The organism is Candidatus Kaiserbacteria bacterium, from assembly GCA_017134395.1.
Classification (GTDB): Bacteria; Patescibacteriota; Minisyncoccia; order Phycocordibacterales; family UBA2100; genus UBA2100.
The window spans coordinates 497,087-516,826 of the sequence record CP070993.1 but is presented as its reverse complement, the minus strand read 5'-3'; the positions used below and the strand labels follow the sequence as shown (position 1 = coordinate 516,826).

The 19,740-nt window shown below is 39.6% G+C and carries 19 protein-coding genes; 14 read left to right on the top strand and 5 right to left on the bottom strand.

Annotation, left to right across the window (positions count from 1 at the left end; translation table 11 throughout):
- The first annotated feature begins 15 nt into the window (after nucleotides 1–15).
- The 11 genes from JXR01_02700 (at nucleotide 16) to JXR01_02650 (ending at nucleotide 12,321) form a co-directional block, all read left to right on the top strand.
- The gene (locus JXR01_02700; protein ID QSH39192.1) at nucleotides 16–921 is read left to right on the top strand and encodes a hypothetical protein; all 906 of its coding nucleotides are present in this window, start codon (nucleotides 16–18) and stop codon (nucleotides 919–921) included.
- Nucleotides 918–2,972: a hypothetical protein gene (locus tag JXR01_02695; protein ID QSH39191.1), complete on the top strand. Its 2,055-nt coding sequence runs from the start codon at nucleotides 918–920 to the stop codon at nucleotides 2,970–2,972. The genes JXR01_02700 and JXR01_02695 overlap by 4 nt, the downstream gene beginning before the upstream one ends.
- A 2-nt stretch (nucleotides 2,973–2,974) precedes the next feature.
- Nucleotides 2,975–5,041, top strand: a complete 2,067-nt coding sequence (locus tag JXR01_02690; protein QSH39190.1) for a hypothetical protein — start codon at nucleotides 2,975–2,977, stop codon at nucleotides 5,039–5,041.
- 5 nt (nucleotides 5,042–5,046) lie between these two features.
- Complete coding sequence (locus JXR01_02685) at nucleotides 5,047–5,520, top strand: hypothetical protein (GenBank protein ID QSH39189.1); 474 nt, start codon at nucleotides 5,047–5,049, stop codon at nucleotides 5,518–5,520.
- Nucleotides 5,521–5,694: 174 nt separating this feature from the next.
- Nucleotides 5,695–6,138: a PrgI family protein gene (locus JXR01_02680; protein QSH39188.1), complete on the top strand. Its 444-nt coding sequence runs from the start codon at nucleotides 5,695–5,697 to the stop codon at nucleotides 6,136–6,138.
- Nucleotides 6,139–6,140: 2 nt separating this feature from the next.
- Nucleotides 6,141–6,806 (top strand): hypothetical protein, encoded by a 666-nt coding sequence (locus tag JXR01_02675; GenBank protein QSH39187.1) that lies wholly within the window; start codon nucleotides 6,141–6,143, stop codon nucleotides 6,804–6,806.
- A 59-nt stretch (nucleotides 6,807–6,865) separates the two neighbouring features.
- Complete coding sequence (locus tag JXR01_02670; protein QSH39186.1) at nucleotides 6,866–8,725, top strand: DUF87 domain-containing protein; 1,860 nt, start codon at nucleotides 6,866–6,868, stop codon at nucleotides 8,723–8,725.
- A gap of 8 nt (nucleotides 8,726–8,733) precedes the next feature.
- On the top strand, nucleotides 8,734–9,066 hold the full coding sequence (locus JXR01_02665; protein ID QSH39185.1) for a hypothetical protein: 333 nt from the start codon (nucleotides 8,734–8,736) through the stop codon (nucleotides 9,064–9,066).
- 120 nt (nucleotides 9,067–9,186) lie between these two features.
- Complete coding sequence (locus tag JXR01_02660) at nucleotides 9,187–10,218, top strand: hypothetical protein (GenBank protein ID QSH39184.1); 1,032 nt, start codon at nucleotides 9,187–9,189, stop codon at nucleotides 10,216–10,218.
- A gap of 3 nt (nucleotides 10,219–10,221) precedes the next feature.
- A complete protein-coding gene (locus JXR01_02655) occupies nucleotides 10,222–11,502 on the top strand; it encodes a hypothetical protein (protein ID QSH39183.1) in 1,281 nt (426 codons plus the stop codon).
- 18 nt (nucleotides 11,503–11,520) lie between these two features.
- Entirely contained in the window at nucleotides 11,521–12,321 is an 801-nt protein-coding gene (locus tag JXR01_02650) for a hypothetical protein (protein QSH39182.1), read from the top strand.
- A 20-nt stretch (nucleotides 12,322–12,341) separates the two neighbouring features.
- Here the strand turns inward: JXR01_02650 and JXR01_02645 are convergent, their stop codons facing one another.
- Genes JXR01_02645 through rpmH form a run of 4 tightly spaced genes read right to left on the bottom strand, consistent with a single transcriptional unit; the run spans nucleotide 12,342 to nucleotide 14,048 of the window.
- Nucleotides 12,342–12,791, bottom strand: a complete 450-nt coding sequence (locus JXR01_02645) for a KH domain-containing protein (protein QSH39181.1) — start codon at nucleotides 12,789–12,791, stop codon at nucleotides 12,342–12,344.
- Complete coding sequence (locus JXR01_02640; GenBank protein ID QSH39180.1) at nucleotides 12,772–13,536, bottom strand: membrane protein insertase YidC; 765 nt, start codon at nucleotides 13,534–13,536, stop codon at nucleotides 12,772–12,774. Before JXR01_02640 ends, JXR01_02645 begins: the two co-directional genes overlap by 20 nt.
- A 39-nt stretch (nucleotides 13,537–13,575) precedes the next feature.
- Complete coding sequence (gene rnpA / locus JXR01_02635; GenBank protein ID QSH39179.1) at nucleotides 13,576–13,884, bottom strand: ribonuclease P protein component; 309 nt, start codon at nucleotides 13,882–13,884, stop codon at nucleotides 13,576–13,578.
- A gap of 14 nt (nucleotides 13,885–13,898) precedes the next feature.
- Nucleotides 13,899–14,048 (bottom strand): 50S ribosomal protein L34, encoded by a 150-nt coding sequence (gene rpmH, locus JXR01_02630; protein QSH39725.1) that lies wholly within the window; start codon nucleotides 14,046–14,048, stop codon nucleotides 13,899–13,901.
- Between the two features lie 289 nt (nucleotides 14,049–14,337).
- On the opposite strand from rpmH, the gene dnaA reads away from it, so the two are divergent.
- From dnaA to JXR01_02615, 3 genes are all read left to right on the top strand, one after another.
- Complete coding sequence (gene dnaA / locus JXR01_02625) at nucleotides 14,338–15,696, top strand: chromosomal replication initiator protein DnaA (GenBank protein QSH39178.1); 1,359 nt, start codon at nucleotides 14,338–14,340, stop codon at nucleotides 15,694–15,696.
- A 247-nt stretch (nucleotides 15,697–15,943) separates the two neighbouring features.
- Nucleotides 15,944–17,047: a DNA polymerase III subunit beta gene (gene dnaN, locus JXR01_02620; GenBank protein ID QSH39177.1), complete on the top strand. Its 1,104-nt coding sequence runs from the start codon at nucleotides 15,944–15,946 to the stop codon at nucleotides 17,045–17,047.
- A gap of 2 nt (nucleotides 17,048–17,049) precedes the next feature.
- Complete coding sequence (locus JXR01_02615; protein ID QSH39176.1) at nucleotides 17,050–17,310, top strand: hypothetical protein; 261 nt, start codon at nucleotides 17,050–17,052, stop codon at nucleotides 17,308–17,310.
- 9 nt (nucleotides 17,311–17,319) lie between these two features.
- Here the strand turns inward: JXR01_02615 and JXR01_02610 are convergent, their stop codons facing one another.
- Nucleotides 17,320–19,725, bottom strand: a complete 2,406-nt coding sequence (locus JXR01_02610) for a penicillin-binding protein (GenBank protein ID QSH39175.1) — start codon at nucleotides 19,723–19,725, stop codon at nucleotides 17,320–17,322.
- Between the last annotated feature and the right edge of the window lie 15 nt (nucleotides 19,726–19,740).

Here is a 19,740-nt window from a genome sequence, read left to right as displayed (position 1 = left end):
TGCTATACTATTAGTGTGTTTACTAATTCGCACATAAGCGGCAAGATTATTGCTGCAACGCTATTCGGCGTTGTGCTAGTAGGTTTCGCAGGATGGAAATTGTTCTCTCAAAAACCACAGTCTGATAATGGGGCTTTGCAAACAGCGACAGAAAATATTCTAGAGTCTACAGAGTACACAGCGGACAGTGATAACGACGGAGTGAAGGATTGGGAAGAAATTCTTTTAGGTACCGATCCTAACAATCCTGACACCAACAACGACGGAATTTCCGATGGTGATGAGCTTGCGGCAGCACGAAAAACGTTTGAGGAAAACGCAAAAAACACACACAGTAATGCAAGTACAACCAGAACAGATCAACTTGCTCGAGAAATTTTTGGAGCGTACATTCAGTCGAAACAGCAGGGGTCGTTCGATAGTGATTCATTTGACTTCATCGTTGCGCAAGCTGCTAACTCACAATTTTCTATACGCCACACAGCCCAATATACGCTCGAAGATATTGGCATCACGTCCGACACTTCACAAAGCAGAACATTGCAATACAAAAGTGATTTTCAAGAAGCCATAACTCCGGTTACTCAAATTGGAGAATACGAACTTATCACATACGGGCGCGCTATTGAGTCAGGTAATGCAGAAGAGTTTAACAAACTTACCGCTGCGGCCACTATTTACGATGAGATTGCCCAAGTATTACTTACTATTACAGCCCCTGAAGACGCTGCGCAAGCACACCTTGATTTAATAAACAGCTTTGCCACCTTTGCGTCCATCTTAAACACAATGACAACAACACCAGAAGATCCACTACTCACCTTTGTAGCAACGCGAGATTTTCTAGAAGGTGAGGATGCCATTAAACTCGCATATAGCCAAATTGATATTTACTTTACGTTGAAAGAAGAAGCCTTATGAAATACAAAGTAGCAAAATACTTCATACTTTCTGTTTTATTTGTGAGCACCCTTGGCGTTTCTGTTTCGCATGCCCAAACATCTTCAAGTATTGATTTACTTAACAATGTTCTCGACCAACTTAACAATGCAACAAGTACAAGTGCTGCCACATCTGTCGCGACTGGGTTCTCGCGCGATGGTATCTATGGCTGTACTGGGGCAGCGTATGGTGCCGTTGGTATGCAAGGACCCGGTGGTTCTCATGTTCCGGTGTTCGATGGTGCAGTACACGACCAAGAACGTCTTCTTACATACAAAGAATGTTTACTTGATGGAATATTAAATTCGATGCGAGAAACGCTTATCTCAGATATCATTCGCCGAGTGGTCAGTTGGGCGAACACGGGCTTCGATGGAAATCCTGCATACATAACAAACCTTCCATTGCATATGCTCGAGAATATTTCTGACCCAGTTGCAGAACGAGTTATCACAGGAGCCCAAACTGAAACACTTGCAGAACCGTTTAGAAGGGATGTGAGGGTTGCTCTTGCGAGAAACTATTCGCGAGAAACACGCTCTCCTCAAAATTCGTTGGCATGCGATTTAACAACGAGTCAGTTAAATTCGTTCTCGTCTGGAGATTTCAATAGCGGCGGTGGCTGGGAATCCTTCTATAAACTCACAACAAACCCTTCCTGCAATCCTCTTTTTGCATACTACAGCGCAGAAAACCAGCTCACTGAGTCAATCGCCGATGAACAAACTCGCGAACAAACGCAGCTCGATTGGGGAAGTGGTTTCCGTACAGTTGAAACAGACAAAACCATAGACTTAGGAGGTGGTGATACTACTAACTTAAAACGTGTAGTGACCCCAGGTTTTATGATTGCCGATCATTTACGCCAGACTATCGGTACGGGACTACGTCAATCTGAAAACGCTGATGAGATAGACGAAATCGTTTCAGCCCTTATGTCACATATCGGAGTTGAACTTCTATCCGATGTTGAAGGTTTTTCTGGACTTTCAAAATCATTTTCGGGTGAAGCTCCCTATGTTGATCGTCTTGCACAAGACTCCGCTGCTCGTACACGCAGTAACATGACTGGTGCTGGTGCATCTATCGTAAATAACACCATTCGTATAGAACAAGAATACGCTCAAGCACGCCAAGCTGCTGCCAATACACTTTCTAACACCCGCCGACAACTTGAGTCGTGGGAAAACACGTGTTGGATTGAAATAACAAAGCAAGCCACAATAGATTTGAAAGAAGAGGTTACAGGTCAAGTATGTGGATTAAATACTACTAATACGTGTACAACCCCTGTTCAAACAACCCAAACTCTAGCAGTAGATGCGGTTGATATATCAACGCCATCTGCCTCAACAATCATCGTGAAAGGACGTGCCTCCACTGGAAGTTCTATTATTCAGGTCACTGCAACAGACGGAACAAACAATGTAGGTCCAGTGCAACCAACGGTCACTACCGATGGTAACTGGGCAACGAATGCCATTGATCTTGCGACATTGCCAGACGGAACTATAACTGTGACCACAATAGAAACTCTCGCAAGTGGCAGTGGTACGTTTGCACCCATACTCTCACTCGTGAAGAAAACAACAACGCCTACAGGGGTTGTTCTCACTGTGCCGATTGAAAAACCAGCAGTAACTATTACCGCAACTGCACGGAGTACAACAAAATCTGCAACTCTTAACGTAAGTGCGCAAGAATCCCGACGAATAATCGATCAAAGTATACAACCAGTTCTTGACCTCATTAACGAAAATGTTGCACGTTCACTCAAAGCGCTCGAAGTACTTGCAAAAATACGTAACGATCTTGAAAAAACATCGTCAGCCAGTGGACAACGTTTCATCCTAGAAAAACTTGATGAGCTCATTGCATCTCGAGTACTACATACTGAAGCCCAACTACGGCAAGCAACTACACAGGCTGACGAAATCGAAACAGCGATGCAGCAACTCCTCGAAGAAACTCGAACTAATTGGGAAGAAGGATGGTGTAAACCAGATAATTGGACTCAACACAAAATCTAAGTATGTTTTCCTTTTTTAAAAAAGTAACCAACTCTTCTCTGCCTATTACATACAGTTTAATAGCAGCTTTTATACTGATTGTACTCCCATTACAATTCAATGTGGAAAAATTAGATATTAATCTACTTATCTCTCATGCTGGTTTCTTTGATTTAGATATAGAACCATTCTTTGAGGGTACTATTTCTTATATATTAGCGGTATTTATAACGCTAACTGGTGGGCTTCTCGCAATGGTTGGGACAGGGTTCGATCTAGTACTCTTTTATACAATCGTCGATTTTTCTGAAACGTTTAAAATATTTGAGCCTGGTGTCAATGCTGCTTGGGCTGGTTTTCGTGACGTCGCAAATATCATTATGATTGCGATGTTTGTATTTGTTGCATTTGCTGTCATTCTTGATATCCCCGCATACGGATTAAAAAAATTCGGTGTGCGAATTCTTGTTGTTGCAGTACTTATAAACTTTAGTCTCTTTTTCACCAAAGCAATCATTGATGTTTCAAACATCACTGCAATACAATTTAGAAAAGCGATATCAGTAAGTGACACAGATGGAAATACTGCTGGTATCACAACGATATTTATGCAAAAGACAGGAGTAGTAGACTGGACATATGGGTCTGCACGAGAGGCATTAAATCAAGTACAAGCTGGTGAGGAGAGTGGGGTTGGTAACGCGATTTTATACACGGTCATTACTATGATTTTCTTTTTAGCACTCACTATCGTCATGCTATATGGGCTTATTTTGATGGTGACTCGTATAGTGATGTTTCTTGTCCTTATGCTCACTTCTTCTGCGGCGTTTGCTGCGTATATGATACCTGGAGGAAATAAATGGTGGGACAAATGGTGGTCACATCTTATTCAAAATGCATTGTTTGCGCCCGTATTTATGATAATGCTCTGGGGAACCGTTCAAATTATAGGAGGTATCAACTCAGGCTCTAGTGGGAATAATTTTTCAGGGCTTGTAGGAGAAAATAGTAATTCATGGATATACATTTTCAATATGATGGTTGTTATTGGACTTCTTTACGCATCAACTCAAGTAGCAAACAATCTTTCTATTGGCGGAGCTAAATTTGCAGGAAATATGAGCAAAGGTGGATTTAGGAAACTTCTTTCAGGTTCTCTTGCTCTCCCTCTCGGTTTAGCTGGTGGGGCATTTGGGCTCGCTGGCCGTGCTGGAAGAGGTACTGTTGGTAGGGCAGGAACTGCATTGTCTGAAAATGAATTCCTACGAAGAAACGCTGGGAGCAGAAACCCACTTAGAAATATCCCTTCGAGACTAGCCTTAAATGCTTCTAAAAAAGCTGCAGACACCTCTTTCGACATTCGTGACTCAAAGAGTCTTGCCAATAGCCTTAAAAGTGCAGGGGTTAATCTTGGTACTGGTGTAGGAAATTACGACAAAATGATTGATGCCGAGGCAAAATATCAAAATGATGCTAAAAAAGCAGGTAAGACGACCGTTGAAGATACGTCTAAGCAGACACCGCCACAAACACAGGGTCCTGACCAAACAACAGTTCAACCACCACAATCAACAAACGACAATGCAGAAGAAGCAAAGGGTACTGCTCCTGTTTCTAACATCCAAAGCACGCCGTCAAACGATAACACTGTAACAAATGATAATTCGCCTTCCAAAGCTACAGACACTGCAGATAGTCGTGGAAAACAAAACGAGATAGAAGGTGCAGGACAAGATATTGGAAAAACAGCCCAAAGAATTAATGAGGAACAAGCGAGAAGAAATCCATTGAACAATATTTCTGTAAATAATGTCGGAAACACAAGTCCTGATCAAACAACAGTAAATCAGCCAAGGATTCCAAGTCTTGCAAGTGAAGACGGAACAAAGCCTGCTGAAGAAAAGAAAAAAGGATTACTTAAAAGAATGAGAGAAAAGACACAAGAAAGAATTGATGCAAGAGCAAATAAATTAGCAGGTAAGACAGATGAAGAGAAGATGCTAGAAAAAATATTAAAGAAAACAGAGTCTACAGAAGATTCCATTTCAGGATTAAAAGACAATAAAAGCGAAACAAAAGATAAATAACTACTATGGACTTACAAGAAGAAAATATCGAAGCACTTATTGAAAAAAGGTTTTCGGAACTGCCCGAAGCAGTACAACAAGCCGTTTCTGATACACGTGTAGAAAAAAAACTTCGTGAATTAGCGTCGAACTATAAACTCCACCTCGACCAATGGACTCTTTTAGAGAATGAAATTATGCTGACTCTTTTAGGCTTAGAGGATCCTGAAAATATGGCAAAAAATATCGCAGAAGAAGTTGGCATCGAGGAAGACCTCGCTCAAAAACTTGTCGACGACATAGCGATACAGGTGTTTAAGCCAATCCGTGAAAAAATGCAAACACATTTGGACAGCGAATCACTACAAAGAGAAACGGTATATTCTTCAAAAAAGACAGAAAAAGCGGTGCCTTCAGATACTACTGCGTATATGGTTGGACAAAAAAGCACCGAACGATCGGATGTACAAGAGGACCCATATCGAGAATCGATTGCGTAACAGTATTTCGTCCCCATTTTTTCATGGGCATACTAAATGTAATGTGCGATACTTACGAGTAAGAGCATGTCATGAGTGACACGGTAAGCTGATTGTCTACGCCAAGAACAACACTTAGCACATTCGAGCAAGCCTACGTATTACTCTACACCCTGCTCGTTAATGGAATCAGTTATGCAATTTCAAGTACCGCAATTTACTGATGTAGAAGATAAAATCTTCGGTCCGCTTACGCTTAAGCAATTTATATATGTTGCTGGTGGAGTCGGAGTAGGGTTCTTATTGTGGCGTTATCTACCTTCGCTTATTGCAATACCACTTGCTCTCGCTATTGTAGGTTTTGCAGCGGCACTTGCATTTGTAAAAGTAAATAAAAAACCGCTCATTATCACGCTTGAGGCTGCTTTTATGTACTTCATACATAAGAAACTCTATCTCTGGAATTCTAACTACAAAAACACCAAAAAGCGTACCCAGACCGAGACGTCGTTACCGCAGTCTCAACAAGATATTCCATCAGTTTCGGAAAACAAACTTAAGAGTCTTGCGTGGAGTCTTGATATAAACGAGCGTATTCGTCTGGATCGAGAAAAAGAAGAGCAAGAAGAAATATCATAGTTATGCCACAAGCAAATAAATCAGCCCAATCATCTCAAGATTTCGTACCAGTAAAAGAAGTGCGAGATGGTGTAATTATTTTGAATAACGGTGGCCTAAGAGGTGTACTTATGGCTTCCTCATTAAACTTCGCCCTTAAAAGTGAGGATGAACAAAGTGCCTTTATAATGCAGTTCCAGAACTTCTTTAACTCGCTAGATTTCTCGATCCAAATTTATATTCAATCAAGAGAACTCGATATACGCCCATACATAGAAACACTTGAGGTGGAGTATAAACGTACTATGGACGATCTTATGCGTATTCAAATACGTGAGTATATGGAGTTCATCAAGAGTTTTGTAGAAGGAGCTGACATTATGACTAAGCAATTTTTTGTTGTTGTTCCATACTCCCCATCCACGATTTCAATAAACAAAGGTATGCTGGGTTCACTCCCGTGGTCAAAATCTCAAAAAACTGAAAGTAAAACCACCGTGAAAAAGAATGAATTTCAAGAAAATGTTTCTCAGTTAGACCAACGGATGGCAATAGTACAACAGGGTCTAGTGCGCACCGGAGTACGTTCTGTGCAGCTTGATACTGAGGAGATAATAGAACTCCTCTATAAAATATTTAACCCAGGAGAGCGAGACCAACCAAAACAAATGATAAAAGCACTCAACTAAGTGCCCCCAGTGTTGTGTGTCTGGTTTGGTTTGAACAGGTATAATACAGATAGGTTTTTATGGCTTTTTTTGATTTTTTAGGTAAACAGAATAAAAAAGGACAGGATATAGTTCCTATCCTTCCAGAGGAAATCTATAAACATGGTGTTCTTGAGCTCCAAGATGTTATAGCACCCTCAGCACTACAAATAACCCCTCGTGAACTTAACCTAGGGGAAAAAGTAGCGCGTACTTTTTTTGTTATTTCGTATCCACGATTCCTCTCTACTGGTTGGTTTTCTCCAATTATCAACCTCGATAAGGTATTTGATGTATCTATTTTCGTGCATCCTATGGAGACAACCGCTGTACTTCGTAAGTTTCAAAAGAAGGTAGCAGAAGTTGAAAGTCAAATCTCTATTAGGCAACAAAAAGGACTCGTAAGAGACCCTGTGCTCGACACCGCGTACTCTGACCTCGAATATCTCAGAGACCAACTACAGCAAGCACAAGAGAAGATGTTTAAAATTGGTTTGTATATAACTATCTATGGAGACACGCGAGACGAGATAGATAAAACTGAATCAGAAATACGATCGATTCTTGAATCCCGCCTTGTCTATCTAAAACCCGCACTGTTCCAGCAAGAACCAGGATTTAAAAGTGTGTTACCAATAGCAGAAGATGCTCTTTCGGTTCATTCGAACCTTAACTCATCTCCACTTTCAAGCATCTTTCCATTTGTTTCTTTCGACCTCACGAGCGATAGGGGAATTCTTTACGGTATCAACCGCCACAACTCCAGCCTTGTGCTCTTTGACCGTTTCTCATTAGAAAACTACAACTCTGTTGTATTTGCAAAATCAGGTGCCGGTAAATCGTATATGACAAAATTAGAGATTGTTCGCTCACTCATGTTTGATGCTGACGTTATCGTCATTGACCCTGAGCGAGAATACGAATACTTAGCAGAAACTACCGGTGGCCGCCATTTCAACATATCACTTTCTTCACAACACCATATAAATCCATTTGATCTTCCCACACCTCGCGAAGATGAGAGTCCGGCTGATATTCTTCGAAACAACATCATTACATTGGTGGGCCTCTTTCGTATTATGTTTGGTGGCCTTACACCCGAAGAAGATGCAATCATAGATAGGGCAATTACTGAAACGTATGCACTGAAAGACATTACACCGAACTCTGATTTTGCTAATTTAGAACCACCACTACTTTCAGACTTCGAATTAGTACTCTCTGGATTAGAGGGTTCTGAGTCTCTTGTGCAACGCCTTTCAAAGTATACTCGTGGTACTTGGGCTGGATTCATAAACCGCCCCACGAACATCGACATGAACAAACGCTTTGTTGTGTTTAGCGTTCGAGACATGGAAGACGAACTCAAGCCAGTTGCAATGTATCTAGTGACGCATTATATCTGGAATATGGTACGAAAGGAGCTTCGAAAGCGGCTTCTTATTATCGATGAAGCGTGGTGGATGATGAAATCAGAAGATACAGCGTCTTTCTTGTTTGGAATCGCAAAACGTGGGCGTAAATATTACCTTGGACTTGCAACAATTACACAAGATGTCGCTGACTTTTTAAGCAGCACGTATGGAAAAGCTATGATCACTAACTCGTCTATTCAGATTTTGCTTCGTCAGTCACCAACATCAATCGATCTTATTCAAGAAACATTCAAACTTTCAGATGAAGAGAAATACTTATTACTTGAATCAGATGTAGGGGAGGGTATCTTTTTTGCTGGACTAAAACACGTTGCTATAAAAGTTATCGCGAGCTACACGGAAGATCAAATTATCACATCCGATCCATCGCAAATACTTGCTATTAAAAAAGCAAAGCAAGAACTATCCGAAACACCCGCAACTCCTACATCGCCACAACCAGCTGACATACAAGAATTGAAATAAAACACTCTATGGATGAGAATATAAGAAGAATTAACGGTTTCCACACGTGGGCACTCATGGGGGCAGCCATTTTTACAGATTTCTTGCAAGGATTGTTAACTTTTATTCCAATCGTAGGACCTTTTTTAGCGAGCTTTCTTACAATTCTTGCCAGAATCATCTTCTGGATTTGGTTTAGACTTTTAGGTGTTGGTTTCGCCGATAAACCAAATCGCTTCATAGTAAACATGTCTATTACAATAGCTGAAATGCTTCCACTAATTAATTTCATACCGTCTTGGGCGGTAGGTACTTGGGTTATTATTCAGCAAGTTAAGAAGGAAGATCTTAAAAAAAATTAAAGAAAAGGAAGAGGAAGATTATACAAAAACATCATCGCCAACAATATAGCATTCACAGAAAACCCACACTTATCACGATATATTTCTGCTGATTTACGTAAACCACTATATAATGTACGTATGCGTTTTTTCCTTTACACAGGATTGCTTTTCAGTTTGCTCCTTTCTTTTCAGAATTTTACCTACGCCCAAACCATAGACTCTTTAGCTGGAATAGAAATTTCAATTAGCTTATCGCCAGAATTACCTCAATCGAACCAAGAAGTGACTGCAACCGTCTCATCGTCAAACGAGAATGTTCGTACAGCTACTATTGTGTGGCTATTAGACAACGAAGTGCAGCAACAAAAACCAGGTGGGATAGATTTTACGTTTACAACAGGTAATGTGGGTTCTTCCCAACAAGTAAGCGTACTCGTAAAAACAGCTACTGGGGCTGTTTTTACTAAATCTGTATTAATAACACCAGCAGAAGTCACTCTTTTCTGGGAAGGAGATACGTATGTTCCACCATTTTACAACGGTAGAGCATTGTATTCGTCAGGAAGTTCTATACGAGCAGAAGCATTGGCAACATTTAGAAATGAAAAAGGGGAAACATATAATGCCTCAGAACTTATTTATACATGGAGTAAAAATGGGACAGTATTAGGTAGTCTCTCTGGCATTGGTGCCAACACCTTACTAACAGAAGGTCCTAAGTTTTTTGGAGACTATATTCTAGCCATTGAAGTAGCAACCCCTGATGGAATACAGCGTGCACAATCTGCGACACGTATAAAAACACAGGATCCTCAAGTTATTCTGTATGAAAAAAACCCCCTAACGGGCGTTCAATATCATGCAGCTATAGATGGCAATCATATTTTTGCAGAATCTTCACAGATTGAAGTGCAGGCAATTCCTTACTTTATGGACGCACGTAATGAGAACGACGAAAATCTTTTGTACTCCTGGAACATCAACGGTACTAAAGTTTTTGGTGTTCAAGACGCACCTTCTGTTTTGACCATTCAACTATCTGGAGATGAGGATGCGGCTACCTCTGTAGACGTAACAATTGATCACCTCACACATCTTCTGCAAGTCGCAAAAAGTACCTTTAATATAGTATTCGAAGGAAGTGCACGTAATTCGCTATTTGGATTTTAATATATGAAAAAGAAACAACTCTACATCGGTATATCAGTCCTTATTATAATTCTTATAGTTGTGCTTTTAGCGTGGGCTGTTTTTATAGGACAACAACAGCAACGATTGCAGCAAGAGACTGAGGATTTAGGTTATTTTGATTCAGCACTTAATACCTCAAGTAGGGGTGGTGGGGGAGGCGGTTTGTTTGGCGGAACGTTCGGGGACGTAATAAACAATAATACGAATGTGGATGGCACCTCTGATGAATCAATTGTCGCGAAACCACGATTACGTCAGCTTTACAATCTTCCAACAGCAGGTTTTATAAAAAAGCGTTCTAATGCAATACGATTCGTAGACAAAGCTACTGGTCATGTGTTTGAAAAAGATCTCCCTGATGGCACGACGACACGTCTTGACCAAACAACCGTTCCACAGGTACAAGAAGCCTTGTTTACCAATGACGGGGATGGTGTTTTACGTAGGTATATTGGCGAGGACGGTTCGTTAGTTACAATCTATAGTGATTTAAAAGGTACTGAAACGCAGAGCTCATCTCTTCCGACACAGATCTCTGAGATAACCACCAATTCTAGCGGAAACCAAATCAGCTTCTTACAACAAACCTTACAGGGAAGTATACTCTACCTTGCAAACCCGAACGGTTCTGGAGAAGAAGAGGTTTCAGCATCAATTCTACAAGGATGGAATATGGATTGGCAAAATGATGTATTACTGGTATCACAAAAAGCCTCATCAGACTTACCGGGTTCAGCTTACGTAATAAATACATCTACAGGCGTAAAAACGTTAGTTCTCCAGCAGCTAAAAGGACTTGCTGCTACACTCAGTCCTGACGGTGAAAACGTTTTGTATAGTCACAATGGAGACAGAGGTATCCCTGTACTTACAATTAAGAATACAAAGTCGGGCAAAATAACAACTTTAGATATTGCGAGTCTTGCTGAGAAATGCGTGTGGCATCCGAATGGCATTTCTGTATTCTGTGCGCTTCCCAACGCATTCCCTAAAGGGGAGTATCCGGATGTATGGTACCAGGGGCGGGTACATTTTTCTGATTCATTGTTTGAAGTACGTACCGATACAAAAAGAATTACTCATATCGTTTCGCCACAAGCTGAACACGGAGTGTCTCTCGATATTATCAATCTCTCAGTGAGCACTAACGGAAATGTAGTATTCTTTATTAATAAAACTGACCAAACATTATGGTCAGTTACACTACCTAAAACAACAGAAGAGATAGTCGAAGAAGAAGGTGGAGACGAAGAAGGTATTTAGTATACTAAGCAGATACATATGGTTAAAAATAAACTATTTCTTTTAAGTGTTGGTGTTCTCTTTTCACTTTTGGTTATACCCTCCTTTGTTGATGCTGCCTATACACCACTTGCAAACGGTCTTGGAAATTTGGATACTGAAAATTTAGGTAACTTTTTCAACAACCTCTTCCAAATTGCTCTTACGATAGGTGCGGTTCTTGCCGTTCTTATAATTGCCGTGTCAGGCCTACAATACATGACAACAGAAGCTGCTTCAGGCAAGGGCTCAAGTAGAGAACGAATGCAGCAGGCTGTTCTGGGTTTACTTATGTTACTCAGCGTGTGGTTATTCTTTAATGAAATAAATCCTGATATTTTAAATCTCGATTTTGTGTTAAGTCCTGTAAATATAACTGTAGCAAAACCTTCTGAGTCAGGTGCTCCTTCAGAACAAAACACTACAGGAGCAACATTGGTTGCACCGGACGTGCTTCCAGAATATACAGATGAGACTTGGACACGAATGTCTATCGGAGAGACATGTAGCAGTGTAAAGGGTGAGGGGTGGGAAGCGGTGCGAGAATCTCGTTGTCCAGGAGTATCTCCTTTTGGTACAGATACGAGAGATTGCTGCGCACTGAATCCTAATTATATTTCTAATGCACATGCAAATGGGACAATTTATCCTCCTACTGACAGAAGGAATCTTCCTTCTGGTTCTTGGTGCTATACATTACCTAACAGCAGTAATAATTGTTTTAGTAGTCAAAATGATTGTTCTGCCGCTGTGAAAAGTGACCCGAGCAATCCACTAGGAGGTTGTGGGGAGATTAGATAAAAAGGATCAACTTAAATTAGTTAATCTTGCACATAACTTATAACAACCCTTCGGTCGCGACCTTCACCATGTGACTCAGTTTTTATATTAGGCTCATCCGCAAGAGCGGTGTGTACTATCATACGCTCGTATCCGCTCATTGGTGTCATTTCAACATTATATTTTAACGAACGCGCTCTTTCAGCAAGAAGTTTAGCTGTCTCCTTTAAATCCTCAATTTTCTTTGTTCGGTAGCCATTTACATCAATTAAAAAACGTAAGTGTTCTTCTTTATTCTCGAAAGCTTTTTTAACGATGTGATTTAGTGCGCGAACAGTATCCCCGCGACTCCCTATAAGCTTCGCGCTATCTTGTGTCTGAATTTGAAATACTGTTTGTTCTTCGCTCTCTTCGATAGCAACAGAATCAAACTCAATATGAGCCTTACGTAAAAGTTCTTCTATAAAATCCTTAATTGCTTCCTGATTCATGGTTCTCTGTTACACTCGCTTCTTTATTGTGCTTCAATCTACGTCGTACAATAAGCTCTTGTCCGATTGCAAAAAGATTGCTCGTTAGCCAATACAAGGCAATGGCTGCAGAAATAGTGTAAGAAATGACCACCACAATGATAGGCATCACGTACTTCATCTGTAAATGGAAGCTGTGTGCAAGATCTTCTTTAATACTCGGATTTTCACCTCGCGGTTTAGGTTTTGCAAGTGCGTAGTAACTATGCACATACTGCGTTGCGCCTGCAAGTAATGCAAGAATGACACTTCTGCCACCCATATCAATAAGCCCTAAGAAATTCATGTTTACTGTTGTAGGGATGGGAACAAATGAATACAGAAGGTCTAGTTGTATATCTGGTAACCCTCCACGAAAGAAAACCCAGTATAGCCCGAGAATAATAGGAAGTTGGATAAACACCACTAAAATACTGAGAAATGGACGTACATTATGCTCTTTGTACAGCGCCATTATTTTGAGTGTCTGTTCTTGTTTGTCCTCTTTGTATTTTTCTTTCAACTCCTCTAATTTTGGAGCCAATTCTTTCATTTGCACCTGCATGTGTGCCACTTTGTGCGCAAGAGGGAATAGGATTATCTTAACGAGAACTGTGAGTATAATGACAGCGAATCCAACATCTGCATAAGGAACAAAATCTATAAGTAAAATGAGACCGTTATATAAGGGGGTGAAGATAAAGGTGTTAAAGGTGTTTACAATCATTGCAGCATAGTAGCGCACCCTGTAGTGCAAGTAAATGAATTAGATAAGAAGCTCTTGTAGTTCTTTCTGTATTTCAGAAATAGTAAGGTCTTCCACGCCTTTTTTTACATATATAACAAAAGTTGTATCTTTTGAAAACTTAAGTGGTTGTATCGCTGCCCGTATGCGCCGCTTTAGTGTATTGCGAATAACTGCTTTTGGAGAAACTTTCTTTGATACCACTACCGCAGTAACTGGGGAGCTGTTTGAAAGTGCACGCACTGAAAAGTGAGGCGCACTTCGAGTCTTGCCATGAGTAATGGTTTTAACCACCGTAGCGGTAGTTGCACGGTGTTTTTTAGAAAGCATAGAGTAATAGTAACCTACTTTCTCTTTACAGTAAGTTGTGCTCGTCCGCGACGTCGTCGCATAAGAAGAACTCGGCGTCCTGCTGCTGTAGCTGCGCGAGCAAGGAATCCATGCTTTCGCTGTCGCTTCTTTTTCTTTGGTTGGTATGTACGCTTTGTGGACATAAGAAACATATAGTACGTATAAAACCAAGAAAAGCAATAGGGTGTGGACTATTTTTGTTTTATCCACATTTTAAGTTTCTTTTATTTATATGATTTTAGTGTCTTTCAGTCATCATTCGTATTAAACCTTATATTTTTCAATACATGTATGTCCTTAAGAGAGTAGGGTGGCAAAAGCCTTCTTGAGTACTCTTTTTAGTTATCCCCAGGTTACTAACATATATTTTGATTTAACCTCAATTTCCAGACTGTGGAAAACTTGTATATAATAGTCTAACTTTCAAGATATATGTTAAACGATCAAGAACTTTGGCAGAATACACTTGTGTATATAGAGATGAATATCTCTGAAGCTAGTTTCCGTACATGGTTTAAAGATACGGCAATCATTAAACATGATAACAACATAGTCTACATTGGAGTTCCTAATAAAATTGTAAAGGATTGGTTGTATGAAAAACACAACAACTTTATTCTAAAAACCATCCGTGGGTTTGATGATTCTATCCGAGGTGTTGAATATATGGTGACAAAAAATGCAGCTAAGCGTGCCTCGGGTGAGCAGCGTCCTGCGCAAAATACAAACCAGAATCAAAACCAACTGTTATTACAGGATATGTTTATTGATAAACGAGATAATCTTAATCCTCGATACACATTTGATACATTTGTAGTTGGTCCTTTTAACCAATTGGCTCACGCAGCCGCTCAAGCTGTTGTGCAGAATCCTGGCCTTACTTACAACCCTTTGTTTATTTATGGTGGTACCGGTCACGGAAAAACCCACCTTATTCAATCAATAGGGAACTACCTAAAAAAAACAAATTCTAACCGAAAGGTTTTTTATGTTACCTCAGAGCGATTCACTATGGATTTTATAAATGCGGTGAAAATCGGTAAAGGTAATAATTTTAAAGATAAATATAGACAATATGATGTGTTAATTATGGATGATATTCAGTTCATCGCAGATAAAGAACGTACACAAGAAGAGTTGTTCCATTTATTTAATGCATTGTACGACAACAATAAACAAATAATCTTTTCATCAGACAAACATCCTAATAGCCTTCCTGGTCTAGAAGAACGATTAAAAGGGCGTTTTAGCGCTGGTATGATTGCTGAAATCCCAAATCCTGATATTGAATCGAGAATGGAAATATTACGTGAAAAAGCACTACAACATAGTTTTAATATTCCAGAAGAAGTTCTTCAATATATATCAAAAGAAGTACCAGGAAACATTCGAGAATTAGAGGGTCTTCTTAACACCCTTATTTGTAAAACGCAGTTGAAAGGAAAGGAATTAAGTTCTTTAGAAGTCCAGAATGTTGTAAAACACACTAGTAAACCGAATAAAAATATTTCGGTTGCTGAGGTCGTTAAAAAAATATCTGAATATTATGAAGTTGAAGAGCAGAATATTTACAAAAAAACAAGAAAAAAAGAAGTTGTTCGCCCACGACAGGTAATTATGTATATACTACGAGAAGATTTTGCTATTTCATACCCAAGTATTGGAGAAAAAATAGGGGGGAGAGATCACACCACTGTTATTCACTCATGTGAGAAGATAAAAAATGAAATCAAAACTGACACTGTTCTTGACCAAGAAATTAATCATGTCCGTACACTTATACACAATTAGGTGTTAATTAGTTGTGTGTAGATGTTGGGATTTGGTGTTGATAACTATGTTAATTATTAAAAGGTTGTCCACAAAAAATCTTAAAATATTTTTTAGGTATTAGTTGTTAACACTCTTATTGTTTGTTTCTCACCTAGTAACCCACAGAGTATTTATTTAAAAAGTGTTTAATACTTTAGGTACTTATACCTTTGTCCACATACACACAGTCCTAATATATAAACGTTGAGGAAAATAAAAAATACGTATGAAATTAGAATGTTTAAAAAAAGACCTTGAAGAGGCTGTGGATACCACATCAAGAGTGGTGTCTAATTCAGCAACACTCCCAGTGCTCAGATGTTTGGTGTTTGAAGCAGAAGGTAAGAATGTAACTATACGCTCAACAAATCTAGAATTAAGTATTGAAATAAAATTCTCAGCAGATGTAAAAATAGAAGGATCTGTAGCAATTCCTGCTCAAATACTACACTCAACCTTAAAGACATCACCACAACAATCTAAAGTATCACTAGAACTTATTGAAGGATCTATAGTGTTGGTAATAGGTGGTGCAAAAACAACAATTAAGACAATCCCACTAGATGACTTCCCAACAATTCCTAAACCAGAAACTAAAAATAAACACATAATACCTAAAGAAAGCCTCATTAAAGGTGTAAAGAGTGTTTTATACAGTGCATCAACTTCACTAATTAAACCAGAGCTCGCTAGTGTATACATGTACCATGAAGATGAAAATTTAGTATTCGTTGCCACTGACTCGTTTCGCCTGGCTGAAAAAAAAGTACACTATAAAACAGAAGAAGAACTACCTACTACAATAATGCCTGTAAAAAACACTACAGAACTTGTTCGTATCTTAGAATCACAACAAAACCAAGACCTCGAGGTATTTATTGACGAAAACCAATATTCGATTAAAAGTGGTGATTTATATATAACCTCTCGCATTATAGATGGCTCTTTTCCTGACTACAGAAGCATTCTTCCTAAAGAAACAACAACAGAAGTTGTAGTGTTGAAAGAAGATCTTTTAAATACACTAAAAAAAGCTCAAATATTCTCTGATAAATTTGGCCAAATTACACTTCATGTGTACCCTCAAAAAAAGACATTCACTATTAGTGCTAGAAACAACGATGTTGGTGAAATATTTGATTCCCTCGACGCTGCTATAACAGGAGAAGACTTAGATATAAGCTTTAATCATAAATATCTTATAGATGTATTTCAATCAATCACTACTGACAGTGTATCTTTGTCTTTTGCAGGATTTGGAAAACCACTCATTGTGAAAGGCGTAAGTGATAACTCATTTATTTATCTTGTTATGCCAATGAACAAGTAGGTATGAAAATAATCAACAATCTACTCGACAGATACGCACATATTCAAGCTCCTGATGCTACGATCAAAAAAGCGTTCATAAAAGCAGTGGAGGAAACGATAGATTTTGTCATAGACAAAAAAGACGTAAAAATAAATAAACACACAGCACATGTGAATGCACCTTCGGTTATTAAAAGTGAGATACGCTTTAATCAACAAGATATTCTAAAAAAAGTAAATAAAGAGATGGGTGATAAGAATGCCCTCACTGCTATTTTCTAAAAAACAGTATTAGTCCACCTGGAAAGTAACTTCAGTTGTGTAGTTTAAAGCATCACCACCTCGGCCGGTAACTGTAATGGTTTGTTCACCTTTACCACTTGGGATAATGCTTAATGTATACGGTTTTTGATTCGAGTTTCCTAGAAAGACATCATTAAAATAGTAGTCTACTGACGTAATAGGAAGTGAATTGTTTGTACCAACCAACACTGAAAGAATTTCTCCTTCCTTATACACACCACCTGTTACTGGTGAGAGTATTTTTATACTTTCTTGCATGTTTATATTTTGGTTACTAATACCTGAATTAAAACCTCCCGCTAGTTGTGGTGTGTTCTCCTGAGCCCACACATTAACCGCATACTCCCATGATTCATATTGGGGGTCTTGGGTCGGATTTGAAGGAACGGGTCCTCTCGGGTCATTTTTAGAGGCCCAGTGGAGTATGGAATGAACACTCGAGGTGGTAGATGCAGTCGATCCTTGCCAGAACCCACGAAGTACTGGCTTCAAAGTCTCCACATCTTCTTCAGGTATTGGCGGTTCAAAGTTTTCAGCTTCTACTAATGGCAGAGCTCTGTCCATGTACGCGCGCCACATTGGAGCAAGAACAAACCCTGCAACCTTCTTAACAATAGGAGAGTTGTCATTATTTCCTCCCCATGTTCCTACTGCAATCGAAGGTGTGTAACCCATTATCCATACATCCCTAAAATCATTAGTCGTACCAGTCTTAATTGCGACTTGCTGAGAGCCAAACGAAAATGAATTTTCACCGTATGCTGGCGTGCGGGCTTGGATATCAGTAAGGACACTCGAAACTGAACGAGCTGTTTGTTCTAAAATCACTTGTTTACCCTCATTTTCCTCATACTCTTCTAGGACTGTCCCAGCGGAATCTTCAACGCGTAAAATAGCAGTGTGAGGATGTCGTACTCCATCGTTTGCGAACACTCCGTAAGCACTCGTTATTTCTAATGGAGACACTTCACCACCCCCAAGTACTAAAGGAAGCCCGTAATAATTGACATTTTCAGCAAGACTTTCTATACCAAGTTTTTGAGCTGTTTCAAGCGCTGTGTTTACACCAACTAAGTACAAAGCTTTGACGGCAGGGATGTTTATTGACTGAGCCAGCGCGTTACGGAATGTCATTGGTCCTCGGAACACACCATCATAGTTTACTGGTGAATAGCATCCATCTGCACTACTAAAGTTATTTGGTTCGCAGTTTGTTGAGAATTGCGTAGGGACATCAAACACAACAGTTTCTGGAGTATATCCCTGTTCGAATGCGGAGGCATACACAATTGGTTTAAATGTAGACCCTGGTTGACGATACGCAGTTGTAATATTAAATTTACCGTCTATATCTTCATCAAAATAGTTACGTGATCCTACCATTGTGAGAATGTGGCCTGTCTTTGGGTCAATGGCAACAAGTGCTGCATTCTCGGCATTAAAATCTTCCTCATTTTTATACGCAAATTCTGCAACAACTTCTTCTCCAATTTTTTGCAGGTCGTAATTCAGTGTGGTTATAACCTTTAATCCACTTTCATACACAGCTTCCCGGCCATATTTTTCTTCGAGATACTCTCGTACATAAAAGACAAAGTGGGGAGCTTTAATATTTGTATCACCATATTGTTCGAACTCTACAATCTCCGTTGATGCTTCGTCATACTCTTCTTGTGTAATAAAACCACCCTGAAGCATTTGTGTAAGGACTAAATTTTTTCTATCCTCCAACAGGTCAGTACGGTTTCCATAGGGAGAGTACCGACTTGGTGCTTGCGGGAGAGCTGCTAGATATGCCGCTTCAACGAGAGTGAGTTCGCTAGCAGATTTTGCATAAAAATGCTGTGAAGCTTCTTCAGCGCCATATATATTTCCACCATATGGTGCTTCGTTTAAATAGAGTTCGAGAATTTCATCTTTTTCTAAAATCTGTTCAATCTTTAGTGCCAAAATCCACTCCTTTACCTTTCGAGATATTTTTTTATCGCGTGTGAGAAGGGTATTTTTAATTACCTGTTGAGTAATTGTGGAGCCACCTTGTCCGCCGAGTAGGTCTCCAGTTGTTATGTTGTCGTACACTGCTTTCAACGTACGACCAGGACGAATACCGTAGTGACTATAAAATTCTGCATCCTCAATAGCGATAGTTGCATTTTTTAGATTACGAGACATGTCCTCAAGTGGGACTACTGTTCGACGAATATCCTCGTGTAAATCAAAGAGGAGAACTTCTCCGGTTCGGTCATAGATTTTTGTTGATTGAGTTATCTGTCGCGCAGCAAAGCCATCGAGAGTGGGAATTTCAAGAGTTGCTACCCACAGAAAAACACCACTTACGACAAAAAGCCCTAGTGCTACAGAGGTTATAAAGAAGTTACGAAATATTCGCTTCATTAAAACAAAAGGTAC